The organism is Micromonospora sp. SYSU B005 (assembly GCF_055362685.1).
On the sequence record NZ_JAXCFU010000002.1, the window covers coordinates 585670 to 610122 of the forward strand.

Annotated in this window: 31 protein-coding genes, 1 pseudogene and 1 riboswitch; of the genes and pseudogenes, 23 read left to right on the forward strand and 9 right to left on the reverse strand. The window is 73.2% G+C overall.

Annotated features, from left to right (window positions below; all coding sequences use genetic code 11):
- Positions 1–54: 54 nt before the first annotated feature.
- Positions 55–234 carry a hypothetical protein gene (locus SM452_RS07965; protein WP_355511785.1) on the forward strand — a complete coding sequence of 60 codons (180 nt, stop codon included), beginning with the start codon at positions 55–57 and terminating at the stop codon, positions 232–234.
- Position 235: 1 nt separating this feature from the next.
- Here the strand turns inward: SM452_RS07965 and SM452_RS07970 are convergent, their stop codons facing one another.
- On the reverse strand, positions 236–892 hold the full coding sequence (locus SM452_RS07970; protein WP_463839611.1) for a hypothetical protein: 657 nt from the start codon (positions 890–892) through the stop codon (positions 236–238).
- A gap of 127 nt (positions 893–1019) precedes the next feature.
- Between SM452_RS07970 and SM452_RS07975 the strand changes: the two genes are divergently transcribed.
- On the forward strand, positions 1020–1220 hold the full coding sequence (locus SM452_RS07975) for a hypothetical protein (protein ID WP_043323973.1): 201 nt from the start codon (positions 1020–1022) through the stop codon (positions 1218–1220).
- Here the strand turns inward: SM452_RS07975 and SM452_RS07980 are convergent.
- From SM452_RS07980 to SM452_RS07990, 3 genes are all read right to left on the reverse strand, one after another.
- Positions 1217–1690, reverse strand: a complete 474-nt coding sequence (locus SM452_RS07980; protein ID WP_366623503.1) for a hypothetical protein — start codon at positions 1688–1690, stop codon at positions 1217–1219. The two genes, SM452_RS07975 and SM452_RS07980, sit on opposite strands and share 4 nt — an antisense overlap.
- Positions 1687–1896 carry a hypothetical protein gene (locus SM452_RS07985; RefSeq protein WP_013286381.1) on the reverse strand — a complete coding sequence of 70 codons (210 nt, stop codon included), beginning with the start codon at positions 1894–1896 and terminating at the stop codon, positions 1687–1689. The genes SM452_RS07980 and SM452_RS07985 overlap by 4 nt, the downstream gene beginning before the upstream one ends.
- A gap of 105 nt (positions 1897–2001) precedes the next feature.
- Positions 2002–2835 (reverse strand): universal stress protein, encoded by an 834-nt coding sequence (locus SM452_RS07990; protein ID WP_463839612.1) that lies wholly within the window; start codon positions 2833–2835, stop codon positions 2002–2004.
- Between the two features lie 129 nt (positions 2836–2964).
- On the opposite strand from SM452_RS07990, the gene SM452_RS07995 reads away from it, so the two are divergent.
- The 16 genes from SM452_RS07995 to SM452_RS08070 all read left to right on the forward strand — a co-directional run bounded on the left by SM452_RS07995 (position 2965) and on the right by SM452_RS08070 (position 14369).
- On the forward strand, positions 2965–3117 hold the full coding sequence (locus SM452_RS07995) for a hypothetical protein (RefSeq protein ID WP_355511762.1): 153 nt from the start codon (positions 2965–2967) through the stop codon (positions 3115–3117).
- Complete coding sequence (locus SM452_RS08000) at positions 3114–3362, forward strand: hypothetical protein (protein ID WP_355511760.1); 249 nt, start codon at positions 3114–3116, stop codon at positions 3360–3362. The genes SM452_RS07995 and SM452_RS08000 overlap by 4 nt, the downstream gene beginning before the upstream one ends.
- 99 nt (positions 3363–3461) lie before the next feature.
- Positions 3462–4649, forward strand: coding sequence for a PP2C family protein-serine/threonine phosphatase (locus tag SM452_RS08005; RefSeq protein WP_262015779.1), 1188 nt, complete (start codon positions 3462–3464; stop codon positions 4647–4649).
- A 48-nt stretch (positions 4650–4697) separates the two neighbouring features.
- Complete coding sequence (locus SM452_RS08010; RefSeq protein ID WP_194803349.1) at positions 4698–5168, forward strand: MarR family transcriptional regulator; 471 nt, start codon at positions 4698–4700, stop codon at positions 5166–5168.
- A gap of 307 nt (positions 5169–5475) precedes the next feature.
- Entirely contained in the window at positions 5476–6114 is a 639-nt protein-coding gene (locus tag SM452_RS08015; RefSeq protein ID WP_013286376.1) for a CDP-alcohol phosphatidyltransferase family protein, read from the forward strand.
- A complete protein-coding gene (locus SM452_RS08020) occupies positions 6111–7091 on the forward strand; it encodes a DUF881 domain-containing protein (protein ID WP_463839613.1) in 981 nt (326 codons plus the stop codon). The genes SM452_RS08015 and SM452_RS08020 overlap by 4 nt, the downstream gene beginning before the upstream one ends.
- The gene (locus SM452_RS08025) at positions 7088–7420 is read left to right on the forward strand and encodes a small basic family protein (protein WP_007071104.1); all 333 of its coding nucleotides are present in this window, start codon (positions 7088–7090) and stop codon (positions 7418–7420) included. Before SM452_RS08020 ends, SM452_RS08025 begins: the two co-directional genes overlap by 4 nt.
- A gap of 10 nt (positions 7421–7430) precedes the next feature.
- A complete protein-coding gene (locus tag SM452_RS08030) occupies positions 7431–8363 on the forward strand; it encodes a DUF881 domain-containing protein (protein ID WP_355511757.1) in 933 nt (310 codons plus the stop codon).
- Positions 8364–8417: 54 nt separating this feature from the next.
- The gene (gene gcvH, locus SM452_RS08035) at positions 8418–8795 is read left to right on the forward strand and encodes a glycine cleavage system protein GcvH (protein WP_463839614.1); all 378 of its coding nucleotides are present in this window, start codon (positions 8418–8420) and stop codon (positions 8793–8795) included.
- 216 nt (positions 8796–9011) lie between these two features.
- Positions 9012–9464, forward strand: coding sequence for an oxoglutarate dehydrogenase inhibitor Odhl (odhI, locus tag SM452_RS08040; protein WP_007071101.1), 453 nt, complete (start codon positions 9012–9014; stop codon positions 9462–9464).
- A 50-nt stretch (positions 9465–9514) separates the two neighbouring features.
- A complete protein-coding gene (gene ftsR, locus SM452_RS08045) occupies positions 9515–10216 on the forward strand; it encodes a transcriptional regulator FtsR (RefSeq protein WP_262015775.1) in 702 nt (233 codons plus the stop codon).
- A 211-nt stretch (positions 10217–10427) separates the two neighbouring features.
- Entirely contained in the window at positions 10428–10892 is a 465-nt protein-coding gene (locus SM452_RS08050) for a bifunctional nuclease family protein (protein ID WP_036311069.1), read from the forward strand.
- Between the two features lie 144 nt (positions 10893–11036).
- Positions 11037–11630, forward strand: a complete 594-nt coding sequence (locus SM452_RS08055) for a MerR family transcriptional regulator (protein WP_262015774.1) — start codon at positions 11037–11039, stop codon at positions 11628–11630.
- Positions 11631–12065: 435 nt separating this feature from the next.
- Complete coding sequence (locus SM452_RS08060; protein ID WP_262015773.1) at positions 12066–12455, forward strand: group I truncated hemoglobin; 390 nt, start codon at positions 12066–12068, stop codon at positions 12453–12455.
- A 2-nt stretch (positions 12456–12457) separates the two neighbouring features.
- Positions 12458–13633: a globin domain-containing protein gene (locus SM452_RS08065; RefSeq protein ID WP_262015772.1), complete on the forward strand. Its 1176-nt coding sequence runs from the start codon at positions 12458–12460 to the stop codon at positions 13631–13633.
- Between the two features lie 55 nt (positions 13634–13688).
- Positions 13689–14369 (forward strand): DivIVA domain-containing protein, encoded by a 681-nt coding sequence (locus tag SM452_RS08070; protein ID WP_262015771.1) that lies wholly within the window; start codon positions 13689–13691, stop codon positions 14367–14369.
- Positions 14370–14419: 50 nt separating this feature from the next.
- Here the strand turns inward: SM452_RS08070 and SM452_RS08075 are convergent, their stop codons facing one another.
- Positions 14420–15076, reverse strand: a complete 657-nt coding sequence (locus SM452_RS08075; protein ID WP_355511753.1) for an SDR family oxidoreductase — start codon at positions 15074–15076, stop codon at positions 14420–14422.
- A 167-nt stretch (positions 15077–15243) separates the two neighbouring features.
- Between SM452_RS08075 and SM452_RS08080 the strand changes: the two genes are divergently transcribed.
- Both SM452_RS08080 and gcvP read left to right on the forward strand, forming a co-directional pair.
- Positions 15244–16086, forward strand: a complete 843-nt coding sequence (locus SM452_RS08080; RefSeq protein WP_463839615.1) for an NAD-dependent protein deacetylase — start codon at positions 15244–15246, stop codon at positions 16084–16086.
- A gap of 57 nt (positions 16087–16143) precedes the next feature.
- Positions 16144–16234: riboswitch (glycine riboswitch) on the forward strand.
- A 73-nt stretch (positions 16235–16307) separates the two neighbouring features.
- Positions 16308–19130 carry an aminomethyl-transferring glycine dehydrogenase gene (gene gcvP, locus SM452_RS08085; RefSeq protein WP_463839616.1) on the forward strand — a complete coding sequence of 941 codons (2823 nt, stop codon included), beginning with the start codon at positions 16308–16310 and terminating at the stop codon, positions 19128–19130.
- Between the two features lie 94 nt (positions 19131–19224).
- On the opposite strand, the gene SM452_RS08090 is transcribed toward gcvP, so the two are convergent.
- Entirely contained in the window at positions 19225–19425 is a 201-nt protein-coding gene (locus tag SM452_RS08090; RefSeq protein WP_013286363.1) for a DUF5999 family protein, read from the reverse strand.
- A gap of 123 nt (positions 19426–19548) precedes the next feature.
- Here SM452_RS08090 and SM452_RS08095 point away from each other — a divergent pair, with 123 nt between their 5' ends.
- A complete protein-coding gene (locus tag SM452_RS08095) occupies positions 19549–20742 on the forward strand; it encodes a chorismate-binding protein (RefSeq protein WP_463839617.1) in 1194 nt (397 codons plus the stop codon).
- Positions 20743–20858: 116 nt separating this feature from the next.
- Here SM452_RS08095 and pip read toward each other — a convergent pair.
- Positions 20859–21810, reverse strand: a pseudogene (gene pip / locus SM452_RS08100) (prolyl aminopeptidase).
- Positions 21811–21858: 48 nt separating this feature from the next.
- On the opposite strand from pip, the gene SM452_RS08105 reads away from it, so the two are divergent.
- Together SM452_RS08105 and def are read left to right on the forward strand one after the other, a co-directional pair.
- Positions 21859–22356, forward strand: a complete 498-nt coding sequence (locus SM452_RS08105; protein ID WP_355511743.1) for a MarR family winged helix-turn-helix transcriptional regulator — start codon at positions 21859–21861, stop codon at positions 22354–22356.
- 21 nt (positions 22357–22377) lie between these two features.
- Positions 22378–22905, forward strand: coding sequence for a peptide deformylase (gene def / locus SM452_RS08110; protein WP_463839618.1), 528 nt, complete (start codon positions 22378–22380; stop codon positions 22903–22905).
- Here def and SM452_RS08115 read toward each other — a convergent pair.
- Entirely contained in the window at positions 22867–23688 is an 822-nt protein-coding gene (locus tag SM452_RS08115) for a GNAT family N-acetyltransferase (protein ID WP_463839619.1), read from the reverse strand. The two genes, def and SM452_RS08115, sit on opposite strands and share 39 nt — an antisense overlap.
- Positions 23673–24446 carry a sulfite exporter TauE/SafE family protein gene (locus SM452_RS08120; RefSeq protein WP_262015762.1) on the reverse strand — a complete coding sequence of 258 codons (774 nt, stop codon included), beginning with the start codon at positions 24444–24446 and terminating at the stop codon, positions 23673–23675. The genes SM452_RS08115 and SM452_RS08120 overlap by 16 nt, the downstream gene beginning before the upstream one ends.
- Positions 24447–24453 lie beyond the last annotated feature (7 nt).

The following is a 24453-nucleotide window of genomic DNA, read 5'->3' on the forward strand; positions in this document are numbered from 1 at the left end:
GGACAACCGGCCGATCACCGTCCCGGGCCCGGCCGCCGGTCGTACGGTGCGGGCGTGAAGGACCGAGGACTGCGTACGTTCATCACCGTGCTGGCCGGACTGGCCGTGATCTACTTCGGTTTCACCGGAAGCCGCGGCAGCGGCGAGGAGGGCGTCTCCGGCGGCGTGGTGCTGCTCGCGCTGCTCGCCTCGCTGCTGGCCTGGAACCTGACCAAGCCCGGCCCCGCCAAGTAGCTCAGTGGGCCGTGGCGGCGCTGCGGCTCACCTCGCCCGCCGACTCCTCGCCCAGGGCCACCCGTACCAGCGCCGACGCCAGCCGGCCGAAGTCGGCCTCGCCGACCAGCCCGACCAGGTCACCAGGACTCGCGGGCAGGCCCAGCCGCCGCGCTCCGGCGAGCGTGCGCCGGTCGGCGTACGGGCGCACGTCCGGCCACACCGACTGCGCCTCGCGCAGGAAGATGTCCGCCCCGGTGGGGCCGATGCCGGGGAACTCGGTGAGCAGCCGGCGCAGCACGGCCCGGTCGGCGCCGGCCTCCTTGTGCAGCCGGCGCAGGTCGCCGTGCCATCGGTCCAGACACAGCCGGGCGCCGGTGCCGAGCATGGTCGCGGTCCGCTCGTCGTAGCGCCGGTAGTGGCCCCGGCCCAGCGCGTCGACCCGGTCCTGCCAGGTCGCCGCCTCCATCGCCTGCGGCGTGCGGTAGCCGGCCTCGAACAGCTCCCGGGCGGCGGCCACCGCCACCGAGGCCCGGATCCGGGTGCTCAGCAGCGTGGTCAGCACGAGCAGCTGGTAGAGCGGGCCGGGCCGGTCCGCGAGGGCGATGCCGGCCTCCTCCGCGTACGTGCGGGACTGCCGGTCCAGCAGGGCACGTGCGACGTTGCGATCGTCTGGCATCCACCCGGGTTACCCGCCCCGGCCCCGGGCAGACCCCCGGGCCGATCCGGAATGCGCCGGGCGGCGACGGGTACGCCTGTCCGGTGCGCGGTCGACGGCCGTGCGCCCCACCGGGAAGGAGAGACCCGTGGTCAAGCCGCAGCAGGAGGAACTGCGCCGGAACGACCTCGGCGCCACCAGCCAGGACAGTCGCAAGACGGCCACCCAGGCGGGCGGCCGTTCGCGGAGCCGTGGCACGTCTAACGCGGACGCGGGGCGGCCCGTCCCCAAGGGGCAGGTGTCGCCGTACGGCCCGGCCGGTGAGCCGGTCGCCGACGACGAGAGCTAACCGCGAGCCGACGTCGGCCGCAGCCGCCGCCAGGTGGCTGCGGCCGACAGCCCGTACGCCAGGTGGGGGATCAGGTCGGAGACCCAGTCGCTGCGCCGCCAGGTGCGCGGGTCGGTCACGCCGAGCACCGTCATCGAGCCGTCCGAGGTGGCCATCACCCCACCGCCGAGTAGCACCGCGGCCAGCGGCAACGGCATCCGCCGCCGCGCGGCGAGCAGGCCGAACGCGGCCCCCGCGGCGATGCCGGTGGCGTAGCCGAGCAACGGCCCGAGACCGGAGCGGCGGTTCTCCGCCTCGTCGCCGGGGCCCAGGTCGACGTGCGTGACGTCGGCCAGCCGTCCGGCGACCGATTCGGGGGTGCTGCTGGCCGGCCGGGCCCGCAGCGCCATGTCCAGGTACGAGACCGCGTTGAGGACGGCGCTGCCGACGGCGCCCGCGATGGCGCCGTCGACAACCGCTGCCGTCCTCACTTAGGGTCACCCGGTTCCCGGTTGCCCTTGGGGCCGTAGGTCCGTTCGCCCCGGACCACACCGCGTTGCCCCCTGTCGTCCTGGAGGATCCGGTTGGCGACCTGGTTCGCCTCCTTGTCCGACGCCCGTCCGGACTGCTCGACGAGGTCGCGAAGGCGTGCCCGCTGCTTGTCGTACGCGTTGCTGCCCGGCCGTGGTCCTGGCATCTCTGCCTCCTGCGGATCGCTGTCGGCTGACCGTAGGCGTCTACCCGCCCGGGCCGGGACCAACCGTTGCCGGCCGGATCCCCGCCCGGGCCGGCTGGGCGCTGCTCAGTCGGCGGCGCGGACCACAGCCACCGGGCAGGCGGAGCGGTGCAGGATCCCCTGACTCACCGAGCCGAGCAGCAGCCCGCCCAGCTCGCCCCGGCCCTGCCGGCCCACCACCACCAGCTGGGCCTCGGCCGACGCGGCCGTCAGCGCCGTGACCGGTTTGGCGCGTACCGCCTCGGCGTGCACCGGCAGGTCCGGCCAGCGCTCGCCGATCCCGGCGAGCGCCTCGGTGAGCACCCGCTCCTCCTCGGCGTCGTCCCGGCCGCGGGGACGGGCGTGCACCACGCGCAGCGCGGCGCCGCGCGCGGACGCGGTCTCGGCGGCGAACTCGACAGCGGCGCGCGACAGCGTCGAGCCGTCCACGCCGGCCACGACCGGGCCGCCGTCGTGTGCGGTGCCGCGCGCGATCAGCACCGGGCAGTCGGCGTACGAGGCGACCTGCACGGCCACCGACCCGATCACGAGCGCGGCGAAGCCACCCAGGCCCCGATCGCCGAGTACGACCAGGGCGGCGGTGGGGGACTCGCCGAGCAGCACCGCTGCCGCCTCCCCGTCGATGATCTCGCCGGTGATGCGCAGCCCCGGCGACTCGGCCTCGGCCACCGCCACCGCGTCGGTGACCAGTTGCTCGGCCTGGTTGCGCAGCCCGGCGCCGGGTGGTGAGCCGGCCGGCGCGGAGACCGGTACACGCAGCAGCGGCCAGATGAACCCGTGCACGACCCGCAGCGGGCGGTTGCGCAGCCGCGCCTCCCGGGCCGCCAGGCGGACCGCCCGGATGGCCGGTTCGGAGCCGTCCACCCCGACCACCACCGCGGCCCCGTTCGCCGAGTTCACCAGTACCTCCTCGTGGCCGGCGCTCCCGCGGCCAGTATCGCGGCCCGGACGGCCGGCCCGGGGCGATACCGCCGGGGTCGCCCCGGTGGGTACGCTGACGTGCAGCGCCCAGGGGAGGGAGCCCCGTCGATGGATCAGCCGGACGGACCGAGCACCGCCCGCATGATCGACTACTGGCTCGGCGGCCGGCACCACCGCCCGGTGGACGTCGCCGCGGCCGCCGCGTTCGAGTCGGCGTACGGGCCCTGCGCGGATTCCTCGGCCGCACCGTGCGGGCGATGACGGTCGACGGGATCGACGGTTTCCTGGTCTTCGACACCGAGGAGTTGGCCGGGTACCCGGAGGCGCTGGCCATGATGGGTCCGGCGTTCCGTATGCGGGCGCCGGAGCGGTTCGCGCCGCTGCTGGGCCGCTGGCAGCCGACCGGCGACAGCATCGTGCCGGTGGCGCGGTGGCGGCCGGCCGGTGAGCCCGAGCCGGTGCCGGACGCGTTCCACGGCGCGCTGGCGGTGCGCCCGGCCGGCTGAGCTGGTCCCCGTCACACCCGGCCGAGGCGGGGCGTTCGCCGTCGGGCGGCCTTCGTATGATGTTTGCCCTGTAGCAATAGTCGTCATCGGAGGATGAGCATGCCGGAGGCGTCCGGATCGGTGTCGCGTGCCCTGCGCACGGCGCCACCCGACCAGCTGGCGGAGACCGCGGACGCGGTGCTGCGCCAGACGCTCGGGGCCGCGCGGGCGGAGGTGTTCGTCGCCGACTACCGCGCCAGCGGACTCTGGCCGGTGCTCGACCCGGACGTGCCCGACGGCGGCCCGCTGCTGGCCCACAGCGTCGCGCAGCGTTGCTTCAGCAGTCAGGAGCCGGTGCTGGACATCGTCGAGGAGGGCCGCTGCCGCGCCTACCTGCCGTTGTCGGTGTGGGGGGAGCGGCTCGGCGTGCTGATGGTGGAGCTGCCCGGCGATCCGGATGCGGCCACTGTGGAGGCCGCCCGGGACGCCGCCGGTGAGCTGGCCGTGGCGATCCGCGCGGCGGACCGGGAGACCGACCGCTACCGGCGTGCCCGGCGGCGGGAGCGGCTGAGCATGGCCGCCGAGATGCAGTGGGACCTGTTGCCGGGGCGCAGCGTACGACTCGGTGACGCGCTGCTCGCCGGGCAGCTCGAACCGGCGTACACCGTGGGCGGTGACCACTTCGACTGGTCGGTGGACGGCGACCGGCTCACCCTGACCGTGCTCAACGGCACCGGCAGCGGGCTGGCCGCGTCGATGCTCACGGCGATGACGGTGAACGCGATGCGCAACGCACGGCGTTCCGGCGGCAGCCTGGTGGAACAGGCGGAGCTGGCCTCGGACACCATCTACTACCAGCACCGGGGGAACCGGCACGTGGCCACACTGCTGCTGGAGCTGGACAGCCGCCGGGGCGTGATGCGCGCTGTGGACGCCGGGTCGCCGCAACTGCTGCGGCTGCGCGGCGGACGTGTCACACCGATCGCGCTGGAGCAGCAACTGCCGCTGGGCATGTTCGCCGAGACCCGCTACGACGTGCAGGAGTTCACTCTGGAGCCGGGCGATCGCCTCTTCGTGGTCAGCGACGGCGTGTACGCGGCGGAGCCCGACGAGCAGGAGCCGTACGGTGTCCGGGCGATGGCGCGCGCGATGCGGTCGACTCGGCTGCAGCCGGCGACCGAGGCAGTTGGTACGGTGATGCGCGAACTGCATGCGTACCATGCCGACGCGGATCTCCGTGACGACGCGGTCGTCGTCTGCCTGGACTGGCGCGGCTCCAGCCGGTCCGACGACGTGACGGGGCAGTGAGCGGGCCGGCGGAGCGAACACGAGCGGGACGATCGCAGGGGACAGCGAGTGGAGCGACCTCCGAATCTTGCCGCGGCCATCGAGTCGGCTGCGGAGGCGCTCATCGGTGTGCTCGACTCCGCGACCTCCCGGCACACCGTCAGCGTCTCGCCCACCCAGTTGCGGGTGCTGTCGCTGATCGTGTCGCATCCGGACACCAACGTGAACCGGCTGGCCGAGCTGCTGGACGTGGTCCCGTCGTCGGCGAGCCGGCTCTGCGACCGCCTGGAGGCGGTCGGCCTGCTGCGCCGGGTGGCCGACCCGCGCGACCGGCGGGAGGTGCGGCTGATCCCGACCGCTGCCGCCGACACGCTGCTGCGCGACCTGCAGGAGAGACGGCACCGGGCGGTGCAGGCCGTGCTCGACCGGATGCCCAACCGGGTGCAGCACGAGCTGCTGCTGGCGCTGGTGGCGTTCAGCCAGGCCGCGACGGCCACTGCCCCGCAGGCCGGCTCGGACTCGACCGCCCGTACCGCCTGACCGCTCGCACCGCCGCCCGACCTTCCTTCCACTGCTCAACTAGTATCCTAGGACGCCTTAGCGGTTGTGACGGTCGCCACCGTGACACCACTGAGCAACGGCGCAGCGGGCGTCCGGCGGAGAAGGGCGAGCCCGATATAGTGGCAGCGCAACTGGGCGGCCCGTGATCACCACGAGGACGGGCCGCGTCGGGGAGGTCCCAGCCCGGGATCACAGAGGGCGCCGGCGTCTGACCGGCCGGCAACGCGCACGTCCCTCCAGCGGCCGTTCATCCGGCTGCCGGACCGTGCTGCGAAGGGAGGGTTCGGTGTCGCGTCGGCCGGCTCCAGCGGAGCAACCGGATTCCGGGACCGCCACGGTCGTGGGAGACCGCGTCCTCACGCTGCCCAACCTGATCAGCTTCGTCCGGCTCGTCGGCGTGCCGATCTTCCTCTACCTGTTCCTCGTGGTCCGGGCCGACGTCGCCGCCATCGCGGTGCTCGCCGTGGGCGGCACCAGCGACTGGGTGGACGGCTGGATCGCCCGCCGCCTGGGCCAGGTGAGCCGGCTCGGTGAGCTGCTCGACCCGCTCGCCGACCGCCTCTACATCCTCGCCACGCTGCTCGCCTTCACCGCCCGCGAGGTGGTGCCCTGGCAGTTCACCGGGGCGCTGCTGGCCCGGGAACTCCTGCTGCTGGTGTCCCTCGGGGTGCTGCGCCGCTACGGCTACGGCCCGCCGCCGGTGCACTACGTCGGCAAGACCGCGACGTTCCTGCTGCTCGCGGCGTTCCCGATCCTGCTGCTCGCAGACGCCGTGCCGGACGCCGGCACCGCGGCCGGCGCGATCGGCTGGGGGCTGGCCTGGTGGGGCCTGGTCCTCTACTGGGTCGCCGGCGCGATGTACGTGGTGCAGGCGAGCCGTCTCGTGCGGGCCATGCGGGCCCGGCGTACCGAGGCGGCGGCATGACCACGTCGCCGCCGCGGGACGGGGAGAAGGAGCGCGACCCGTCGAACCGGGTGTACGCGCCGGACTTCCTGACCGAGCTGTTCCGCAATCCACTGGACCCGGGGTACGGGGACGCGGCCGCGCGCCGGGCGACGGGCTCGATGTCGCGGGTGCGGGAGGTGCTCGGCCGGCCGGTGAGCCTGCTGGTGCTGGCGCTGATCGGGTTCTTGTTCGCGGTGGCGTACCGGGAGACGATGGCGGAGGAGCCGAGCCGCGCGACGGCGCGGGCGGGTCTGGTCGCGGAGATCAAGGGGCGCGAGGCGGAGACCGACCGGTTGACCGAGCGCGCCGAGCAGTTGCGCGAGGATGTCAGCCGGCAGCGGGACGCGACGTTGAGCGGTTCGCAGGCGTCCCGGTTGCGCACGCTGGAGGCGGGTACGGGCCTGGCCCGGGTGCGCGGGGACGGCGTGGTGGTGCGGCTGGCCGACGCGGCGGCGGACCAGGACGGTGTGACGAACGGGGACGCGGGTCCGTCGCGGGTGCTGTATTCGGATCTGCAGAAGGTCGCCAACGCGTTGTGGGCGGCGGGCGCCGAGGCGGTGGCGGTGAACGGCCAGCGGTTGACGGCGACGTCGACGATCCGGTCGGCGGGTGAGGCGATCCTGGTGGACTACCGGCCGGTGACGGGCCCGTACGAGGTGCAGGCGATCGGGCCGCGGTCGATGCGGGACCGGTTCGACGAGAGCCGGGCGGCGGCGTTGATGCGTGAGGTGGCGCGGAAGACGGGTCTGTCGTTCGGGGTGAAGCGGGTCGGTGACCTCACCCTGCCGGCGGCGCCGCAGCCGCGGCTACGCTACGCCGAGCCTCCGGCGACCCCGGGTCCGAGCGCGAGTGCGGGTGCGGGTGCGCGCCCGTCGGGTTCGGGTGCCGCCGGTTCGCCGAGTCCCGGGTCGTCCGGCCCGGGTGGTTCTTCCAGCCCTTCGGGAGGTGGCCGATGATCGCGGTGCTGGCGTTGCTCGCCGGTGTGGTGCTCGGGGTGTATCTGGACCCCACGGTGCCGGCGGCGTTGCAGCCGTATCTGCCGATCGCTGTGGTGGCCGCGTTGGACGCGGTGTTCGGTGGGGTACGGGCGAAGCTGGACCGGATCTTCGACGACAAGCAGTTCGTGGTGTCGTTCATCTCGAATGTGCTGGTGGCGGGTCTGATCGTGTACCTGGGTGACCAGTTGGGCGTGGGCGGTCAGTTGTCCACGGGTGTGGTGGTCGTGCTCGGGGTGCGCATCTTCGGAAACGTGGCGGCGATCCGCCGGCACCTGTTCCGGGCGTAGGTTTGTGGCGATGAGCGAGGAACACAGGGAGACGGGTACCGGGTGGCCGCGGCCGGGGGAGCCGGCGCGGCCGTCGGGTCCGGCGGGTGAGCCGGATCCGCGCCCGGACGCGCCCGATCCGGACGAGTTGAGCCCGTTGGCGCCGGTGGAGCCGGTGCCGGACGAGGCGGTGGAGCCCGCGGAGCGGGAGGCGGTGCCGGAGTCCGAGCCGGAGCCGGGTGCGGCGGCGGGTGCGCCGTCGGTGGCGCGGCGGTTCTCGTCGGCGGGCGCGATGATCGCGGTGTTGCTGGCGTTGCTGGGTTTCACGCTGGTGGTGCAGTTCAAGACGACGTCGACGGATCCGACGCTCGCGGCGGCGCGGGAGGAGGACCTGGTGCGGATCTCGTCGGATCTGGATTCGCGGGAGCGGCGGCTGCGCCAGGAGATCGAGTTGCTGGAGGAGAGTCAGCGGCAGCTGCGGTCGGGTGAGCAGGGCCGGCAGGCGGCGCTGGAGGAGGCGACGCGGCGGGCGGACGAGCTGGGCATTCTGGCGGGGACGTTGCCGGCGGTGGGTCCGGGTCTTGAGGTGCGGTTCTCGGGGCCGGCCGAGGCGGTGTCGTCGGCGGGGATCCTGGATGCGGTGCAGGAACTGCGGGGTGCGGGCGCGGAGGCGATGCAGATCCAGGGCGCGGACGGTACGGCGGCGCGGATCATCGCGTCGACGTATTTCGTGGACGGGCCGGACGGTGCGCTGGTGGTGGACGGGCGGCGGTTGACGGGTCCGTTCACGATCATGGTGATCGGTGATCCGGCGACGATGCGTACGGCGTTGAACATTCCCGGCGGGGTGGTCGCATCGGTGGGGAAGGCCGGCGGTAACGTGACCTCCGAGGATCGTGAGGTTGTGGAGGTTTCGCAGCTGCACGCGCCGATCAAGCTGGACCACGCCCGGCCGGTCTCGTGACCGGTCGCGGCCGCGCCGGTTTCTCCGGTGCACCGATGACGAAGGACGCAGTTGGTGATTCCTGAGGATCTGCGGTACACCGCCGAGCACGAGTGGGTGGTCGGTGGTGACGGTGGTGTCGTCCGCGTCGGTATCACGCACTTCGCGCAGGACGCCCTGGGTGACATCGTGTTCGTGCAGCTGCCGGACGCCGGTGCGGTGGCGGCTGGTGAGTCGCTGGGCGAGATCGAGTCGACGAAGAGCGTGTCGGAGATCTACGCGCCGCTGAGTGGCACGGTGACGGCGCGCAACGAGGCGCTGGCCGACACCCCTGAGCTGATCAACACGGATCCGTACGGTGCGGGGTGGTTGGTGGAGATCACTCCGGACGATCCGGCGGCGGTCGAGGGTCTGCTGACCGCTGATGCGTACCGCGAGCTCACCGAGAGCTGAGTTCGTGCTTGTCCGGGCGGCGGCGAGGTTCCGCGCGTCCGGTTGCCCTGCATTTCGGCGCTGGCTAGGCTCGCCCAGTCGACCGAGAACCAATAGTTTGAGCGTTGCGGAATGCGCCTTCCCGGGCACGGGGAGCCAGCCGCCGGGTGTGGTGTTGCCCGGCGGCCAGACCCGCCATTCCCTGACGCCGACCGAACAGATCCGTGAGGTGGTCCCATGACGCGCCCAGACGACGAGTTCCCCCCGCTCGACGTCACTTCGACGCTCAATCTCGGCTCGCTCGACGAAGTGCTGGAGGGCCCGGACACCGATGTGGTGCCGAGCCGGATGTCCGGTTCGTTGCCGCCGGGTATGGCGTTGCTGGTGGTTCGCCGGGGTCCGAATGCGGGTGCCCGGTTCCTGTTGGACCACGATGTGACGACGAGTGGGCGGCACCCGGACAGTGACATCTTCCTGGACGACGTGACGGTGTCGCGGCGGCACGCGGAGTTCCACCGTGACGGTGGGACGTTCACGGTGCGGGATGTGGGCAGCCTGAACGGCACGTACGTGAATCGTGAGCGGGTCGAGGCGGCGACGTTGAGCAACGGTGACGAGGTGCAGATCGGCAAGTTCCGGGTGGTGTTCATCGCCGGTCCGCGCCCGGAGGAGGAGGCCGGCCGGGGGTGAACGAGCCTGCGGCTTCGACGCCGTCCGGGGCGGCGCGGGCGCCTGCGCTGATGAGTATCGGCGAGGTGCTGGCGCAGTTGCGGCCGGAGTTTCCGGACGTCACGATCTCGAAGTTGCGGTTCCTGGAGGCCGAGGGCCTGGTGGAGCCGCAGCGGACGCCGGCGGGTTATCGGAAGTACGGCTGGGACGATGTGGCGCGGTTGCGGTTCGTGTTGACCGCGCAGCGGGATCAGTACCTGCCGTTGCGGGTGATCCGGGAGCAGTTGGCCCGGTGGGACGGGTCTGGTCCGTCGCCGGGGCGGGGGCGGCCGAATCTGGTGGCTGTGGGTCCGGGTGGTGAGGTTCCGGGCCGGGAGCCGGTGGAGTCGGTCGAGTCGTCGGAGGTGCGGCTGGACCGGGCGGGTCTGATCGCTCGTAGTGGTGTGGAGGAGTCGACGCTCGCGGAGTTGGAGCGGCTGGGTGTGCTGGTGTCGGATCCGCCGGGGTGGTACGACGCGGATGCGTTGATCATCGCGAGTGCGGTGGCGGGTCTGGCGGCGTACGGGCTGGAGCCTCGGCATCTGCGGGCGTACCGGTCGGCGGCGGATCGTGAGGTCGGGTTGTTCGCGCAGTTGGTGGCGCCGTTGGCGCGGCAGAGCGATCCGGCGGCGCGGGCTCGGGCGGCGGAGACGGCGCGGGAGTTGGTGGCGTTGTCGCAGCGGTTGCACGCGGCGTTGGTGCGGGTGGGGCTGCGGTCGACGTTGGGCCGGTGAGGTCGGTGCGAGGGGCCGGGTGCGGTGTGCGCCCGGCCCTTCGTCGTGTGTGGGCGCGGAAAGATCTGGTCCGCGGAGCGTGTCGTAGGCTTGCCGGGGTATGCCCGTCCGGCGAGGCGTGGTGCACGTAGCGCGTGGGACTCCCGTGTCCTGGTCCGTGTACCGTGCAGGGAAGGGCGCGGTGCAAGGTGACGACGACACGGAGGCGGCGGTGCGCGAGCTGAGCGTGGTCGGAGTTCGGGTGGAGTTGCCCAGCAACCAGCCGATCGTCCTGCTGCGGGAGGTCGAGGGGGACCGCTATCTGCCGATCTGGATCGGCGCGGTCGAGGCGACGGCGATCGCTTACGAACAGCAGGGGGTCAAGCCGGCCCGGCCGTTGACGCACGATCTTCTGCGGGATGTGCTGACGGCGTTGCAGGCGCCGTTGCGGGCGGTGGAGATCACCGAGTTGAAGGAGAACGTGTTCTACGCGGATCTGCTCCTCGGTGACGGTGTGCGGGTGTCGGCGCGGCCGAGTGACTCCATCGCGTTGGCGTTGCGGGTGGGTGCTCCGATTCGTTGTGCGGAGCAGGTCCTCAGCGAGGCGGGGATCGTGATCCCGGACGAGCAGGAGGACGAGGTCGAGAAGTTCCGGGAGTTCCTGGAGCAGGTGCGTCCGGAGGACTTCGCGGGTTGAGGTGTTCCGCCCGGGTGGTGGCGCGGCGTGTCGCGGTGTCTCCTGCGGGTGAAGTGCGGGGGGCGGCGTTAGGGTTGCCGTGTCGAGTGGTGCGCGTACGGGGAATCGACGCGGCACCGCCACGGGCGCGGGGAGGTTGGTCCGATGCACGAGCCGCGGGATCCTGGTCCGGGTGTGGAACAGCAGGCGGGTGTGGGGCCCGATCCGGCCGGTGACGGCGAGGTCGGCTACCGGGGTGTGACCGCGTGTTCGGCGGTGGGGATCAGTTACCGGCAGCTCGACTACTGGGCGCGCACGGCCCTGGTGGTGCCGAGTGTGCGGGACGCGTCGGGTTCGGGGACGTCGCGGTTGTACTCGTTCCGCGACCTGGTGGTGTTGAAGGTCGTGAAGCGGCTTCTGGACGCCGGGGTGTCGTTGCAGAACATCCGTAAGGCGATCGAGGCGTTACGGTCGCGTGGGGTGGACGATCTGGCGGGCATCACGTTGATCTCCGACGGGACGACTGTGTACGAGTGCCGGTCGCCGGAGGAGGTGGTCGACCTGTTGCAGGGCGGCCAGGGCGTGTTCGGCATCGCGATCGGTGGTGCGTTCAAGGAGATCCAGGGTTCGTTGTCGCATCTGCCGGCGGAGCCGGTGGGTGGGCAGGAGCCGGCCGTGCCGGCGGTGGAGGCGGAGTCGGACTCGGAGTCGGTGGGTGACGAGCTGGCGGCGCGGCGGGCGCGGCGCCGGGCCGGGTGACCTGCGTCGCGTCTCGTTGACGGGATCGCGCCGCGCCCGAAAAGGGTGTGGCGCGATTCGTGTTTTGGTGACGGGGTGTGGTCCTTTCCGGCGGGCCGGGGCGGGTGGACGGCGCGGGCCGGGGCGGGTGTGAGTCGTCGCAGGTCACGGCACGCGCGCACGGGATGTCCGAAAAGGACGGTAAGTCGTCCATGTTGACGGCTCGTGTCCGGCCGGCTGCGGTGCGTCCACCGATTCGCGCCGTGTCGTTCACTGTCCGTGATTGACAGTTCTCGGGATCGGCACAGGGTGGTCGTGAAGTGTGCCGGCGGGCGCGCTATGGTCCGTTCCGGTCGTCGGCGTGTCGACGTCACGGTGGAACGCTGTGTGACGCCGCGCCGGACGGCGAGCCCCTGCCGCGGCGCTGCCCGCGGCCCCATGGTGGAAGGACCGAGCATGACGGTGACGAGCGAGACCACCCCGATCTCCCACTACGAGCGCATCGGCGGCGCGGCCGCGGTGAAGGCCGCGGTGGAGCTGTTCTACGACAAGGTGCTGGCCGATCCGGATCTGGCCGGCTACTTCACCGACGTGGACATGGTGGAGCAGCGGCGGCACCTGGCGCTCATGCTGGCGGTGGTGCTCGGCGGCCCCAACGAGTACGCGGGCCGTGGGCTGGACGAGGCGCACCAGCCGCTGAACATCACCGGTGAGCACTACGCGAAGGTCGGTGAGCACCTGACCGCGACGCTGGTGGAGCTGGGTGTGCCGGCGGACGTGATCGCCGACGTGCAGGTCGTGCTCGGGCAGGTGCGGGAGCAGGTCGTGTCGGCGGGGGACGCCTGAGCGTGGACGTCGCACGGCTCAAGCAGAGCTGGTCCCTGGTCGCCGCGCACGGCGACCAGGTGCCGCTCTACTTCTATTCGACGCTGTTCCTGGCGCATCCGGAGACCCGGCAGATGTTCCCCACGAACATGGCCGGGCAGCGGGACCGTCTGGTGGCCGCGCTGGGGCATGTGGTGTCCCACGTGGACCAGGTGGACCGGCTGGTCGGGTTCCTGCGGGAGCTCGGCGCGGATCACCGGAAGTTCGCGGTGCGGGCCGAGCACTACCCGGCGGTCGGTGAGGCGCTGCTGGCGACGTTGCGGCACTTCTGCGGCGACGCGTGGACCGAGGAGCTGGCCGCCGACTGGACCGCCGCATACGGGCTGGTGGCGCAGGTGATGACCGAGGGCGCGCAGGCCGCGGAGTCGAAGTCGCCGCCGTGGTGGGTGGCGGAGGTGCTGACGCACGAGCAGCGCACGTTCGACGTGGCGGTGCTGACCGTACGTCCGCAGTATCTGCTGCCGTTCACGCCCGGCCAGTCGGTCGGGGTGTCGCATCCGGCGGTGCGGTCGTGGCGGTACTACTCGCCGGCGAACGCGCCGCGGCCGGACGGCACGGTGGAGTTGCACGTGCGGGCGGCGCCGGGTGGTGTGGTGTCGTCGCGCCTGGTGTACGGGTGCGCGGCCGGTGACCAGATCCACCTGGCGTCGCCGGTGGGTGACCGGTTGACGTTGTGGCAGGCCGGGGCGTCGGATCTGCTGCTGCTCGCAGGTGGTACCGGCTGGGCTCCGGTGAAGGCGCTGGTGGAGCAGGTCGCGGCGGAGAGTTCGGGGCGGCGGGTGGATCTGTATGTGGGTGCCCGGTCGCGGATGGAGTTCTACGACAGCGAGGCGATCGACAAGCTGGCGGCGACGCATCCGTGGTTGCGGGTGTCGTACGTGGCCGGTGCGGATCCGGCCCGGCCGGGTGAGTCGGTGCGTATCGCCGACCGGGTGCTGGCCGACGGGGACTGGCGGTCGCGGCACGTGTACGTGTGCGGCTCGGACGAGATGGTGGGTCATTCGGTGGCGGCGTTGACCGGCGCCGGGTTCCAGCCGGGTCAGGTGCATCACGAGGGTTACGGCAAGCACTGGTACGGCCCGGCGTGGCGGACGATGACCGGCGCGGACGGGCCGGGAACGACGGAGGTGAGCCGGTGAGCGCGAGGAGTGAGCCGGTGTTGCGAGCCCCGCAGTCGCGAACGGAGGTGTGCCGGTGAGCGCGGGTCCGATCAGCAGTTACGACGCGCAGCAGGTGTCCGGTCCGGTGCAGGTGCGGTTGACCTCGGACCGGGTGCGGCGGTGGGAGTTCGGGTCGGCGGCGTTCACCCGCCGCGGCTACGACCAGACCGATGTGGACCGGTTCCGGTTGCAGGTGGCCGACGAGCTGGATCTGCTGGCCGCGCAGGTGGCGAACCTGCGGGCGGAGAACGAGCGGCTCAACGACCATCTGGAGCTGCACCGGCACGGGGTGATCCCGAGCACGGAGGCGGCGGTGGCGCCGGCGGCGAAGGAGGTCAACCTGTTGTCGGCGGCGCAGCGGGAGGCCGAGCAGATCATCGCGCAGGCCCACGACTACGCGCGCCGGGTCGCCGAGTACGCCCGTACCCAGTACGAGAGTTACATGCGGGCGGCGGCGGAGGAGGCGAAGCGGGAGGCCGAGCGGGCGGTGACGGAGTACCGCAGCGCGGCCGGGAGCGGCTTCGACGACTCGGTGGCGACGCGTGAGGCGTTGCGGATCTTCGGCGAGATGATGATCTCGCACATGCAGGCGGCGGCCCGGCACCTCGACGACGGCAGTGAGCAGTTGTCGCGCACGATGGAGCGGATCGCGCGGGAGTTGCCGCAGGGCGGCGGGGGCGTGCCGCAGCCGGCGTTGTCGCGGCACCAGCGTTGACCGGTGTCCCGGCCCGCGGGTGATCGCGGGCCGGGCGCGCCGGCCGGGTGTCAGGCGGTGACGGCGGCGATCGCGTCGGCGATGGGGGTGTCTCCGCCGACGAGTTCCAGGGTGTGCCCGGCGGTGGCCGGGGCGTACAGCAGGGCGAGCAGCACCCGGGCCACGTCGGCGCGGCTGATCGCGCCGGGTTCGACGTGCCGGGCCAGGGTGATCCGGCCGCCGGGTTCGTCGTCGGTGAGACGGCCGGGCCGCAGCACCGTCACGTCGAGGTCCCGCGCGGTGACGTCGTCCTCGGCGGCCTTCTTGGCCCGCAGGTACGCCGCCCACACGTCGTCGGTGCCCTCGGACGGCGGGGCGTCCACGCCCATCGAGGAGACCAGCAGGTAGCGGCGTACGCCCGCGCGGGTGGCGGCGTCGGCGAGCAGCACGGCGGCGCCCCGGTCGACGGTGTCCTTGCGGCCGGCGCCGCTGCCGGGCCCGGCGCCGGCGGCGAACACGACAGCGTCGGCGCCGGCCAGGTGGGCGGCGAGGGTGCCGGCGTCGGTGTGTTCCAGGTCGCACACGACGGGTTCGGCGCCGGCGGCGCGCAGCGCGGCGGCGTGGTCGGGGTTGCGGATCAGTCCGAGCGCGGTGTCTCCGCGGCCGGCCAGTTCCCGCTCCAGCAGTTTGGCGATCTTTCCGTGCCCTCCGGCGATGACGACGCGCATGGGCTCAACCTAGCCCGGACCCGGCAGCCCCGCCGGACGACCGGCCTCGTCGATCATGAGGTTGGCGGCCCGACACGCCGGCCCCGACCACCGCCAACCTCATGATCGACGCAGTGTGGGGTGGGCGGGGAGGGGCAGCGAGCGGCGCGGCGAGGGACGATGGACGGGTGAGTGAGGCGTTCGAGGAACTGGCGCGGCTGGTGACGGCCGGGGACGTGGTGGTGCTCAGCGGGGCGGGCCTGTCCACCGAGTCGGGCATCCCGGACTACCGGGGGCCCAGCGGCGCGGCGCGCCGGCACACCCCGATGACGTACCAGGAGTTCACCCGGGATCCGCTGGCCCGGCGGCGGTACTGGGCGCGCAGCCACCTGGGCTGGCAGACCATCGCCCGGGCGGCACCCAACGACGGGCACCGGGCGGTGGCCCGGCTGCAGGCGGCCGGGCTGCTCGGCGGGATCATCACGCAGAACGTCGACGGGCTGCACACCGCCGCCGGCGCCACCGGCGTGATCGAACTGCACGGCCGCCTCGACGAGGTGACGTGCCTGGACTGCGGCAACGCCACCGGCCGCGACGAGCTGCACCGGCGCCTGTCGGAGGCGAATCCGGGCTTCGACGCGCGGGTGGCGCGCGTCAACCCCGACGGTGACGTGGACCTGCCCGACGAGGCGGTGACCGGGTTCCGCACCGTCGACTGCGCGCTGTGCGGCACCGGCATGCTGAAACCGGACGTGGTGTTCTTCGGCGAGACGGTCCCCGCCCCACGTGTCGCGGACTGTTTCGCGCTCGTCGAGCGGGCCCGGGCGCTGCTGGTGCTCGGCTCGTCGTTGACGGTGATGTCGGGCCGGCGGTTCGTGCTGCGGGCGGCCCGCCACGACATCCCGGTGGCGATCGTCAACCAGGGCGTCACCCGCGGCGACGGGTATGCGGCGCTGCGCCTGGACGCGCCGCTGGGCGCGACCCTGTGCGCGCTGGCCGACCGGGTGGCGGCGGCTCCGGCGCCGGTGTGATCAACCCCCGGGACATGAGCCGGAAACACGCCCGCTGGTAGCGTGGGAGGTGCCGGTACCACCCACGTGGGAGAGACCGTCGACCCGACGGCGCCGAAGGGGCAGATTCTCCCCGGAACCTCTCAGGCAAAAGGACCACGTGGGCAGGCGCTGTGGAGCGCGTCAGCGCGACTCAGGGGGAGGCCGACCCGTCGACCTCGCCCCACCAAGGAGCGCAGCGCATGACCGCAGAGCAGTTCGCCGACCGGCACATCGGCCCCGGCCGCGACGACGAGCGCCGGATGCTGGAGACCGTCGGTTACGGCTCCGTCGACGAGCTGATGGACGCGGCGATCCCCGAGGTGATCCGCTGGCACGGCACCCTCGATCTGCCGGCCCCGGCCGGCGAGCGGGAGGCGATCGCCGAGCTGCGTGCCCTCGCGTCGCGCAACACCGTCGCCGTGTCCATGATCGGCCTGGGCTACCACGGCACGCACACCCCGGCGGTGATCCGCCGCAACGTGCTGGAGAACCCGGCCTGGTACACCGCGTACACGCCGTACCAGCCGGAGATCAGCCAGGGCCGGCTGGAGGCGCTGCTGAACTTCCAGACCATGGTCACCGACCTGACCGCTCTGGCCACCTCGAACGCCTCGATGCTCGACGAGGGCACCGCCGCGGCCGAGGCGATGACGCTCGCCCGCCGCGCGTCCAAGAGCAAGAGCCCGGTGTACGTGGTCGACGCCGACGCGCTGCCGCAGACCGTCGCGGTGATCGCCAGCCGCGCCGAGCCGCTCGGCATCGAGGTGCGCGTGGTCGACGTCGAGCGCGACGACCTGCCGGCGGAGTTCTTCGGCCTGCACCTGCAGTACCCGGGCGCGTCCGGGACGGTCCGCGACCACCGGGCGCTGGTCGACGCGGCGCACGGCGTGGGCGCGCTGGTGACCGTGGCGGCGGACCTGCTGGCGTTGACGCTGCTGCGCCCGCCGGGCGAGATCGGTGCCGACATCGCCGCCGGCACCACCCAGCGCTTCGGCGTACCGATGGGCTTCGGCGGTCCGCACGCCGGTTACCTGGCGGTGCGTTCGGGCCTGGAGCGGATGCTGCCGGGCCGCCTCGTCGGGGTGTCGCGCGACGCCGACGGCAACCCGGCGTACCGGCTGGCGTTGCAGACCCGCGAGCAGCACATCCGCCGGGAGAAGGCGACAAGCAACATCTGCACCGCCCAGGTGCTCCTCGCGGTGATGGCCGGCATGTACGCCGTCTACCACGGCCCCGACGGGCTGCGCGCCATCGCCCGGCGTACCCACGAGGCGGCGGCGCGGCTCGCGGCCGGGCTGCGCGCCGGGGGCGTGCGGGTCGCGGACGTCGCGTTCTTCGACACCGTCACCGCGACCGTGCCGGGCCGCGCCGCCGAGGTGGTCGCCGCCGCCGCCGAGCGCAACGTGAACCTGCGGCTGGTCGACGCCGACCGGGTCGGCATCTCCTGCGACGAGACCACCACGCCCGCGCACCTGCAGGCGGTGTGGGCGGCGTTCGGGGTCGACGGGTTCGACGGGGAGGTGGACGCGGCCCTGCCGGACGGGCTGGCCCGCACGTCGGAGTTCCTCACCCACCCGGTGTTCCACAGCCACCACTCGGAGACGGCGATGCTGCGCTACCTGCGCCGCCTGGCCGACTTCGACTACGCGCTGGACCGCGGCATGATCCCGCTGGGGTCGTGCACGATGAAGCTCAACGCCACCACCGAGATGGAACCGATCACCTGGCCGGAGTTCGCGCACCTGCACCCGTTCGCGCCGGACGCGCAGACCGCCGGGTACCGGGAGCTGATCACCCAGCTGGAGGGCTGGCTGGCCGAGGTCACCGGCTACGACGCGGTCAGCGTGCAGCCCAACGCCGGATCGCAGGGTGAGCTGGCCGGGCTGCTGGCGATCCGCGGCTACCACCGGGAGCGCGGCGAGGGCCACCGCGACGTGTGCCTGATCCCGTCGTCGGCGCACGGCACCAACGCCGCGTCCGCCGTCATGGCCGGCATGCGCGTGGTGGTGGTCGGCTGCGACGCCGACGGCAACGTCGACCTGGTCGACCTCGACGCGAAGATCGACAAGCACCGGGACGCGCTCGCCGCGATCATGGTGACGTATCCGTCGACGCACGGCGTGTACGAGACCGGCATCGCCCAGCTGTGCGCGAAGGTCCACGACGCGGGCGGTCAGGTGTACGTCGACGGCGCGAACCTCAACGCGCTTGTCGGATTCGCCAAGCCGGGCCGGTTCGGGGCGGACGTGTCGCACCTGAACCTGCACAAGACGTTCTGCATCCCGCACGGCGGCGGCGGACCCGGCGTCGGGCCGGTGGCGGTGCGTTCGCACCTGGCGCCGTTCCTGCCCGGTGACCCGCTCGGTGCGCGCGCCGACGGGCGGCCGGCGATCTCGGCGGCCAACCACGGGTCGGCGGGGATCCTGCCGATCCCGTGGGCGTACCTGCGGATGATGGGCGCCGACGGGCTGGCCCGCGCCACCGGCGTGGCGGTCCTGGCGGCGAACTACGTGGCGGCGCGGCTGCGCAACCACTTCCCGGTGCTGTACGCCGGCAACAAGGGCCTGGTCGCGCACGAGTGCATCCTGGACCTGCGTCCGCTGACCAAGGCCACCGGCGTGAGCGTCGACGACGTGGCGAAGCGGCTGATCGACTACGGCTTCCACGCGCCGACGATGTCGTTCCCGGTGGCCGGGACGCTGATGGTGGAGCCGACCGAGAGCGAGGACCTGGCCGAGCTGGACCGCTTCTGCGACGCGATGATCGCGATCCGGGCGGAGATCGACAAGGTCGGCTCGGGGGAGTGGCCGGCGGGGGACAACCCGCTGTCAAACGCGCCGCACACCGCGGCGATGGTGTCGGCCGACGAGTGGCCGCACCCGTACCCGCGGTCGGTGGGCGCCTACCCGGCGGGTGTGGACCGGGCGGGCCGGTACTGGCCTCCGGTGCGGCGCATCGACGGCGCGTACGGCGACCGGAACCTGGTCTGCTCGTGTCCCGCGCCGGAGGCGTTCGAGGACTGAGCGGCTGACGCCGGGGCGGTGGGCTCTCGCCGCCCCGGCCGGTGCGCCGGACGGTCGTGACCGGCGCGTACGCTCACTGACGCTGCGTGATCGCTCAGGCGACGAGGGCGTGGCGGGCCGGACCCCGGTGCGGGGCGATGGTGCGCCCGTCGGGGAGCAGCTCACCGGTGTCCTCGAAGACGATGACACCGTTGCAGAGCAGGCTCCAGCCCTGCTCAGGGAAGCAGGCGAGGACGCGGGCGGCCTCTCGGTCGGTCGCGTCGGCGGAGGGGCAGGTGGGCTGGTGCTGACACATCGGGTTCTCCGGACTGTGGGGGCACTGTGTCATGGTTCACATGACCAGTGACGCACAGTACCAAGGAAAACTGAGCGGCAACGAGCAAGGATGCGTCATGTTCACCCAGAATGGGCTGAACGGATGACCCGTAACGGCCCGGACGTCGTGGAAGCGCTCCCACAGGTGGAGGTCGATACCCCCGGCGCCCCACCCGGATGCCGCCGCCGGCTCGTCGAGACCGCCCGGCTGCACTGGTCGATCGGCGACGGCGGCGACCCCGCCGACCTGGCACAACGCTTCCTCGCCGCACACGGCGTCGACCGCGGCGACCTCACCCGGCCCGGCCGGCACGACCCCGGCGCCGGAGTGTGCGGCGCCGCGCTGTACCTGTCCGCCGCCGCCGGCGCGTACGCCATCGGCGTGTCGCCCGGCGCGCCCAGCCCCGCGCCGGCGCTGCCCGACCTGGTCGTGGTCGTCTACCACCACACCGACCGCCCGGCCGCACCCCGGCCGCCGGCCCCCGCGCCGTGGCGGCTCGGAGGCTGGCGGGACAGCTGGACCCCTGCTGCGCACGCCGCCGCCGTCGGCGCGGTCCGCGAGGCCATCGCCCGCGGCGACGTCTACCAGGTCAACATCGTCGGCCACGCCGCCGCCGGCTACACCGGCGACCCGCGCCCCGCGCTGGCCCGCCTCGCCGCGCTACCCGGCGCCCGCTACGGCGGCACCCTGCACGGCCCCGGCTGGGCGCTCGGCTGCGCCTCCCCGGAGACCCTCATCGCCGTCGAACACGGCCGGCTGGTCACCCGCCCGATCAAGGGCACCCGCCCGGCCACCGCAGCCGGCCGCCGCGACCTGCTCGCCTCGGCCAAGGAACGCGCCGAACACGTCATGATCGTCGACCTGGAACGCAACGACCTGGCCCGGGTCGCCCGCACCGGGTCGGTGCGCGTCGACGAGCTGTTCGCCGTACGCCGCTGGTGTGACCTGTGGCAGGCGGAGTCGACGGTGTCGGCGGCGCCCGCCGACGGGCTCGGCCTGGCCGACCTGCTGCGCGCGGTGTGCCCCGGCGGGTCGGTCACCGGCGCGCCCAAACACGCCGCCCTGGCGCAGGTCGGCGCGCTGGAGCCGGTCGGGCGCGGCGCGAGCATGGGCGCGCTCGGCTGGGTCGGCACCGACCGCCTCGACCTGGGCCTGACCATCCGCACCGCCGCCGCCGACGGGGACCTGCTGCACCTGTGGGCCGGGGGAGGCATCACCTGGGACAGCGACCCCGCCGCCGAGGTCGCCGAGGCCGCCGCCAAGGCCGCCCCGATCCGCGCCCTGCTCGCCGGCTGACGGGCCGGCGGCCCGGCCTTCTCGCGGCGGCCTGGCTTGTCGCGGCGGCTCCGCGGGCCGGTAGCGGCCGTGCGCGGCGGCTCGGGCCACGCGGGCGGTGGCGGCCGTGCGGCGGCTCAGCCGGCGGCGAACTCGTCGAGGGCGGCGACGACCCGCTCGCTGATGCCGTGCCCGCCGCCGTGGCCGCCGGACTCCACGATCTCCAGCCGAGCGTCAGGCCAGTCCCGGGTCAGCTGCCAGGCGATGTCCGGCGGGCCGCTGACGTCCAGCCGGCCCTGAACCAGCACCCCCGGGATGCCGGCCAGCCGGCCCGCGTCGCGCAGCAGCTGCCCGTCGGGCAGGAAACCCCGGTTGGCGAAGTAGTGGGTCACCAGCCGGGTGAACCCGTACCGGAACACCGGATCGGCGTACCGGGGGCTCGGCGCGTAGCCGCCGGCGAGGGACACGTGCACGTCCTCCCAGTCGCACCAGTCCCGCGCCGCCTTGTCCCGCACCGCCGGGTCCGGGTCGTCGACCAGCCGCGCGTACGCCGCCGACAGGTCACCGTCACGGTCGGCCTCCGGCACCCCGTCACGGAACCGCGCCCACTCCTGCGGGAACACCCGCCCCATGTCCCGCGTCACCCACTCGATCTCCCGGTTCGTGTTGGCGACCACGCTGAACAACACCAGCGCGCTCACCCGACCCGGGTGCCGCTGCGCGTACGCCAGGGCGAGGGACGACCCCCACGACGCGCCGCACAGCAGCCACCTGTCGATCCCCAGGTGCGCGCGCAGCACCTCCATGTCGGCCAGCAGATGCGCCGTGGTGTTCACCGACAGGTCGGTGGCCGGATCCGACGCCGGGGGAGTGCTGCGCCCGCAGCCACGCTGGTCGAACAGCACGATCCGGTACGCGGCCGGGTCGAACAGCCGCCGCCAGGACGTGCCCGCGCCCGAACCCGGCCCGCCGTGCACCACCAGCGCCGGCCGGCCGGCCGGCCGGATTGCCGCACGTCTCCCAGTACACGCGCTGCCCGTCCCCGGCATCCAGCATGCCGTGGGCGTAAGGCTCGATCGGTGGATACATCAGTGGCCTCCCCGGAACAGATACAACAGCACTGTTACATTAGTGGATGTGACCGCCCCCGACCGCGACGCCCTCGGCACCCTGCTGCGCCACGTCCTGGACGTCCTCGACGGCGACGTCGCCGCCGTCCACCAGCGGCTCGGCCTCACCGACTACCGGCCCCGCTACTCACCAGTCGTGCGCGCGCTCGTCGCCGACGGCCCGCTGCCCATCCGCGACCTCGCCACCCGCGTCGGCGTCACCCACTCCGCCGCCAGCCAGACCGTCGCCCAGATGCGCCGCGCCGGCCTCGTCGACCTGCGTCCCGGCGCCGACGCCCGCCACCGCATCGTCACCCTCACCGACCGCGCCCGCGCGCTGCTGCCCGCCGTCGAAGCCGAATGGGCCGCCACCACCGCCGCCGTGCGCCACCTCGACACCGAACTGCCGGTGCCCCTGGCCGACGAGCTGTACGCCGTCCTCGACGCCCTGCGCCGCCGCCCCCTGCGCGACCGCATCGCCGACACCGGGCTCCTCGACACCCCGCCGGACACCCGGGACCGGTAAGCAACGGATAGCCTTCCGGGCATGACTATGCGCCCGATCCGGATCATCGGCGACCCCGTGCTGCGCACCCCCAGCGAACCCGTCACCAGCTTCGACGCCGAACTGCGCGCCCTCGTCACCGACCTGATGGACACGCTGCTCGGCGCACCCGGCCGCGCCGGCGTCGCCGCACCCCAGATCGGCGTCAACGCCCAGGTGTTCGTCTACGACGCCGACGGCCACCGCGGCCACATGATCAACCCCACGCTGGAGCTGTCCGACGAACTCCAGGACGACGAGGAGGGCTGCCTGTCCATCCCCGGCCTGTACTTCCCGACCCCCCGCGCGCTGCACGCCACCGCCCACGGCTACGACCAGCACGGCGAACCGCTCACCGTCACCGGCAGCGGCTTCCTCGCCCGCGCCCTGCAACACGAGACCGACCACCTGCGCGGACGCCTCTACGTCGACACCCTGCGCGGCGACACCCGCCGCCGCGCCCTGCGCGAGATCCGCGCCGGCCGGTTCGACTCACCCAGCCGCAGCCGCAGCCGCAGTCGCAGCCGCTGACGTCAACGCGCACTCGGTGAACCCGGCCACCCGGGAGAACCCCAGCCGCTCGTACAGCCGCACCGCCGCCGCGTTGTCCGCCCGCACGTTCAACGTCACGTGATCCACCGACGCGCGCAGCCGGGCGCACAACGCCGCCACCACACCCGCACCCAGACCACGACCCCGCACGTCCGGATGCGTCGTCACATTCCCCAGCGCCGCGACCCGCCAGCGCGGCGAGAACACGTGCACCCCCGCCACCGCCACCAGCCGGCCACGCTCCCGCACCCCCACGTACTGGCCCGTGTCCAGCATCCGCGGATCGAACCAGTTCCCCGGATACGCCACCGCGTACAACCCGGCCAGCTCCGCCGCGTCCGCCGGCCCCAACGGCTCACCCACCGCCCGCACCGCCGCCAGCCGCCCCGGATCCGTCAACGCCATCCGGTGATGCGCCGCCGCCTCCGACACCACGAACCAGCGGCCCACCGCCGCCTCCAGACCGGGGGACAGGTGCGCCCACATCCGCGCCGGCAACACCGGCGCCGCCTCCGCCAGCAACCCCGCCAAGTCCGGCACCCGATCCGGCGCCGCGAACGCCAGCAACGTCGGCAGCTCCACCCCGTGATACAGCAACACCACCTGGTCGCCACGCCGGAACCACGACGTGTACGGCCAGAAGAAGTCGTCCAGATCACCCAACTGGTACGCGTGCAACACCGGATCCCGGCCCAGCAGACCCGCCAGCACCGCCCGGTCGTGCTCCGCCCGCACCGCCACCGCGATCAGCCCGCCATCCACTGGTCGTAACCCAGCCGGGCCACCAGCGCCAGCACCACCACCAGCAGCACCACCCGCACGAACCCGGCGCCCCGCCGCAACGCCATCCGCGCGCCCACCGCCGCCCCCACCACGTTGCACACCGCCATCGCCGCACCCAACGCCCACCACACGTGCCCGGTCAACCCGAACACCACGAGCGCACCCAGATTCGTGCCCGCGTTGACCACCTTCGCCATCGCCGAGGCGTGCACGAAGTCCGAACCCAGAATCGCCGTGAACGCCAACACCAGGAACGTCCCCGTACCCGGCCCGATCAACCCGTCGTACAGGGCGATGCCCAGACCGGCCACCGCCACCGCCACCACCACCCGCCGAGGGGTCCGCCGCCGCGGCGACGCCACCACACCCAGCGACGGCCGCGCCAGCACGAACACCGCCACCGCCACCAGCACCACGAGCACCACCGGCCGGTACGCGCTGCCCGGCACCGCACCCGCCAACGCCGCACCCAGCCCCGCCGTCAGCACCGCCAACCCGGCCGCCGGACCCGCCACCGCCCAGTCCAGCTTCGTCCGCCGCGCGTACGTCACCGCCGCCGTCGACGTACCGAAGATCGCCGCCAGCTTGTTCGTGCCCAACGCCGTCGCCACCGGCACACCCGGCGCCGCCACCAGCAACGCCGGCAACAACAACAGACCACCGCCACCCACCACCGCGTCCACCCACCCGGCCAGAAGGGCAGCAGTCAGCAACGTCGTCAACGACAGGGCATCCACCGCCGCA

Coding starts and splice junctions, on each gene's coding strand:
- ftsR (WP_262015775.1), top strand. CDS start 9,515: ATGAGTATCGGCGAGGTGCTGGCGCAGTTGCGGCCGGAGTTTCCGGAC.
- SM452_RS08000 (WP_355511760.1), top strand. CDS start 3,114: ATGACGGTCGACGGGATCGACGGTTTCCTGGTCTTCGACACCGAGGAG.
- SM452_RS08075 (WP_355511753.1), bottom strand. CDS start 15,076: ATGCGCGTCGTCATCGCCGGAGGGCACGGAAAGATCGCCAAACTGCTG.
- SM452_RS08025 (WP_007071104.1), top strand. CDS start 7,088: ATGATCGCGGTGCTGGCGTTGCTCGCCGGTGTGGTGCTCGGGGTGTAT.
- SM452_RS08030 (WP_355511757.1), top strand. CDS start 7,431: ATGAGCGAGGAACACAGGGAGACGGGTACCGGGTGGCCGCGGCCGGGG.
- SM452_RS08090 (WP_013286363.1), bottom strand. CDS start 19,425: ATGTGTCAGCACCAGCCCACCTGCCCCTCCGCCGACGCGACCGACCGA.
- def (WP_463839618.1), top strand. CDS start 22,378: ATGACTATGCGCCCGATCCGGATCATCGGCGACCCCGTGCTGCGCACC.
- odhI (WP_007071101.1), top strand. CDS start 9,012: ATGACGCGCCCAGACGACGAGTTCCCCCCGCTCGACGTCACTTCGACG.
- SM452_RS08095 (WP_463839617.1), top strand. CDS start 19,549: ATGACCCGTAACGGCCCGGACGTCGTGGAAGCGCTCCCACAGGTGGAG.
- SM452_RS08005 (WP_262015779.1), top strand. CDS start 3,462: ATGCCGGAGGCGTCCGGATCGGTGTCGCGTGCCCTGCGCACGGCGCCA.
- gcvP (WP_463839616.1), top strand. CDS start 16,308: ATGACCGCAGAGCAGTTCGCCGACCGGCACATCGGCCCCGGCCGCGAC.
- SM452_RS08055 (WP_262015774.1), top strand. CDS start 11,037: ATGCACGAGCCGCGGGATCCTGGTCCGGGTGTGGAACAGCAGGCGGGT.
- SM452_RS08060 (WP_262015773.1), top strand. CDS start 12,066: ATGACGGTGACGAGCGAGACCACCCCGATCTCCCACTACGAGCGCATC.
- SM452_RS07970 (WP_463839611.1), bottom strand. CDS start 892: ATGCCAGACGATCGCAACGTCGCACGTGCCCTGCTGGACCGGCAGTCC.
- SM452_RS08020 (WP_463839613.1), top strand. CDS start 6,111: ATGACCACGTCGCCGCCGCGGGACGGGGAGAAGGAGCGCGACCCGTCG.
- SM452_RS07985 (WP_013286381.1), bottom strand. CDS start 1,896: ATGCCAGGACCACGGCCGGGCAGCAACGCGTACGACAAGCAGCGGGCA.
- SM452_RS07995 (WP_355511762.1), top strand. CDS start 2,965: ATGGATCAGCCGGACGGACCGAGCACCGCCCGCATGATCGACTACTGG.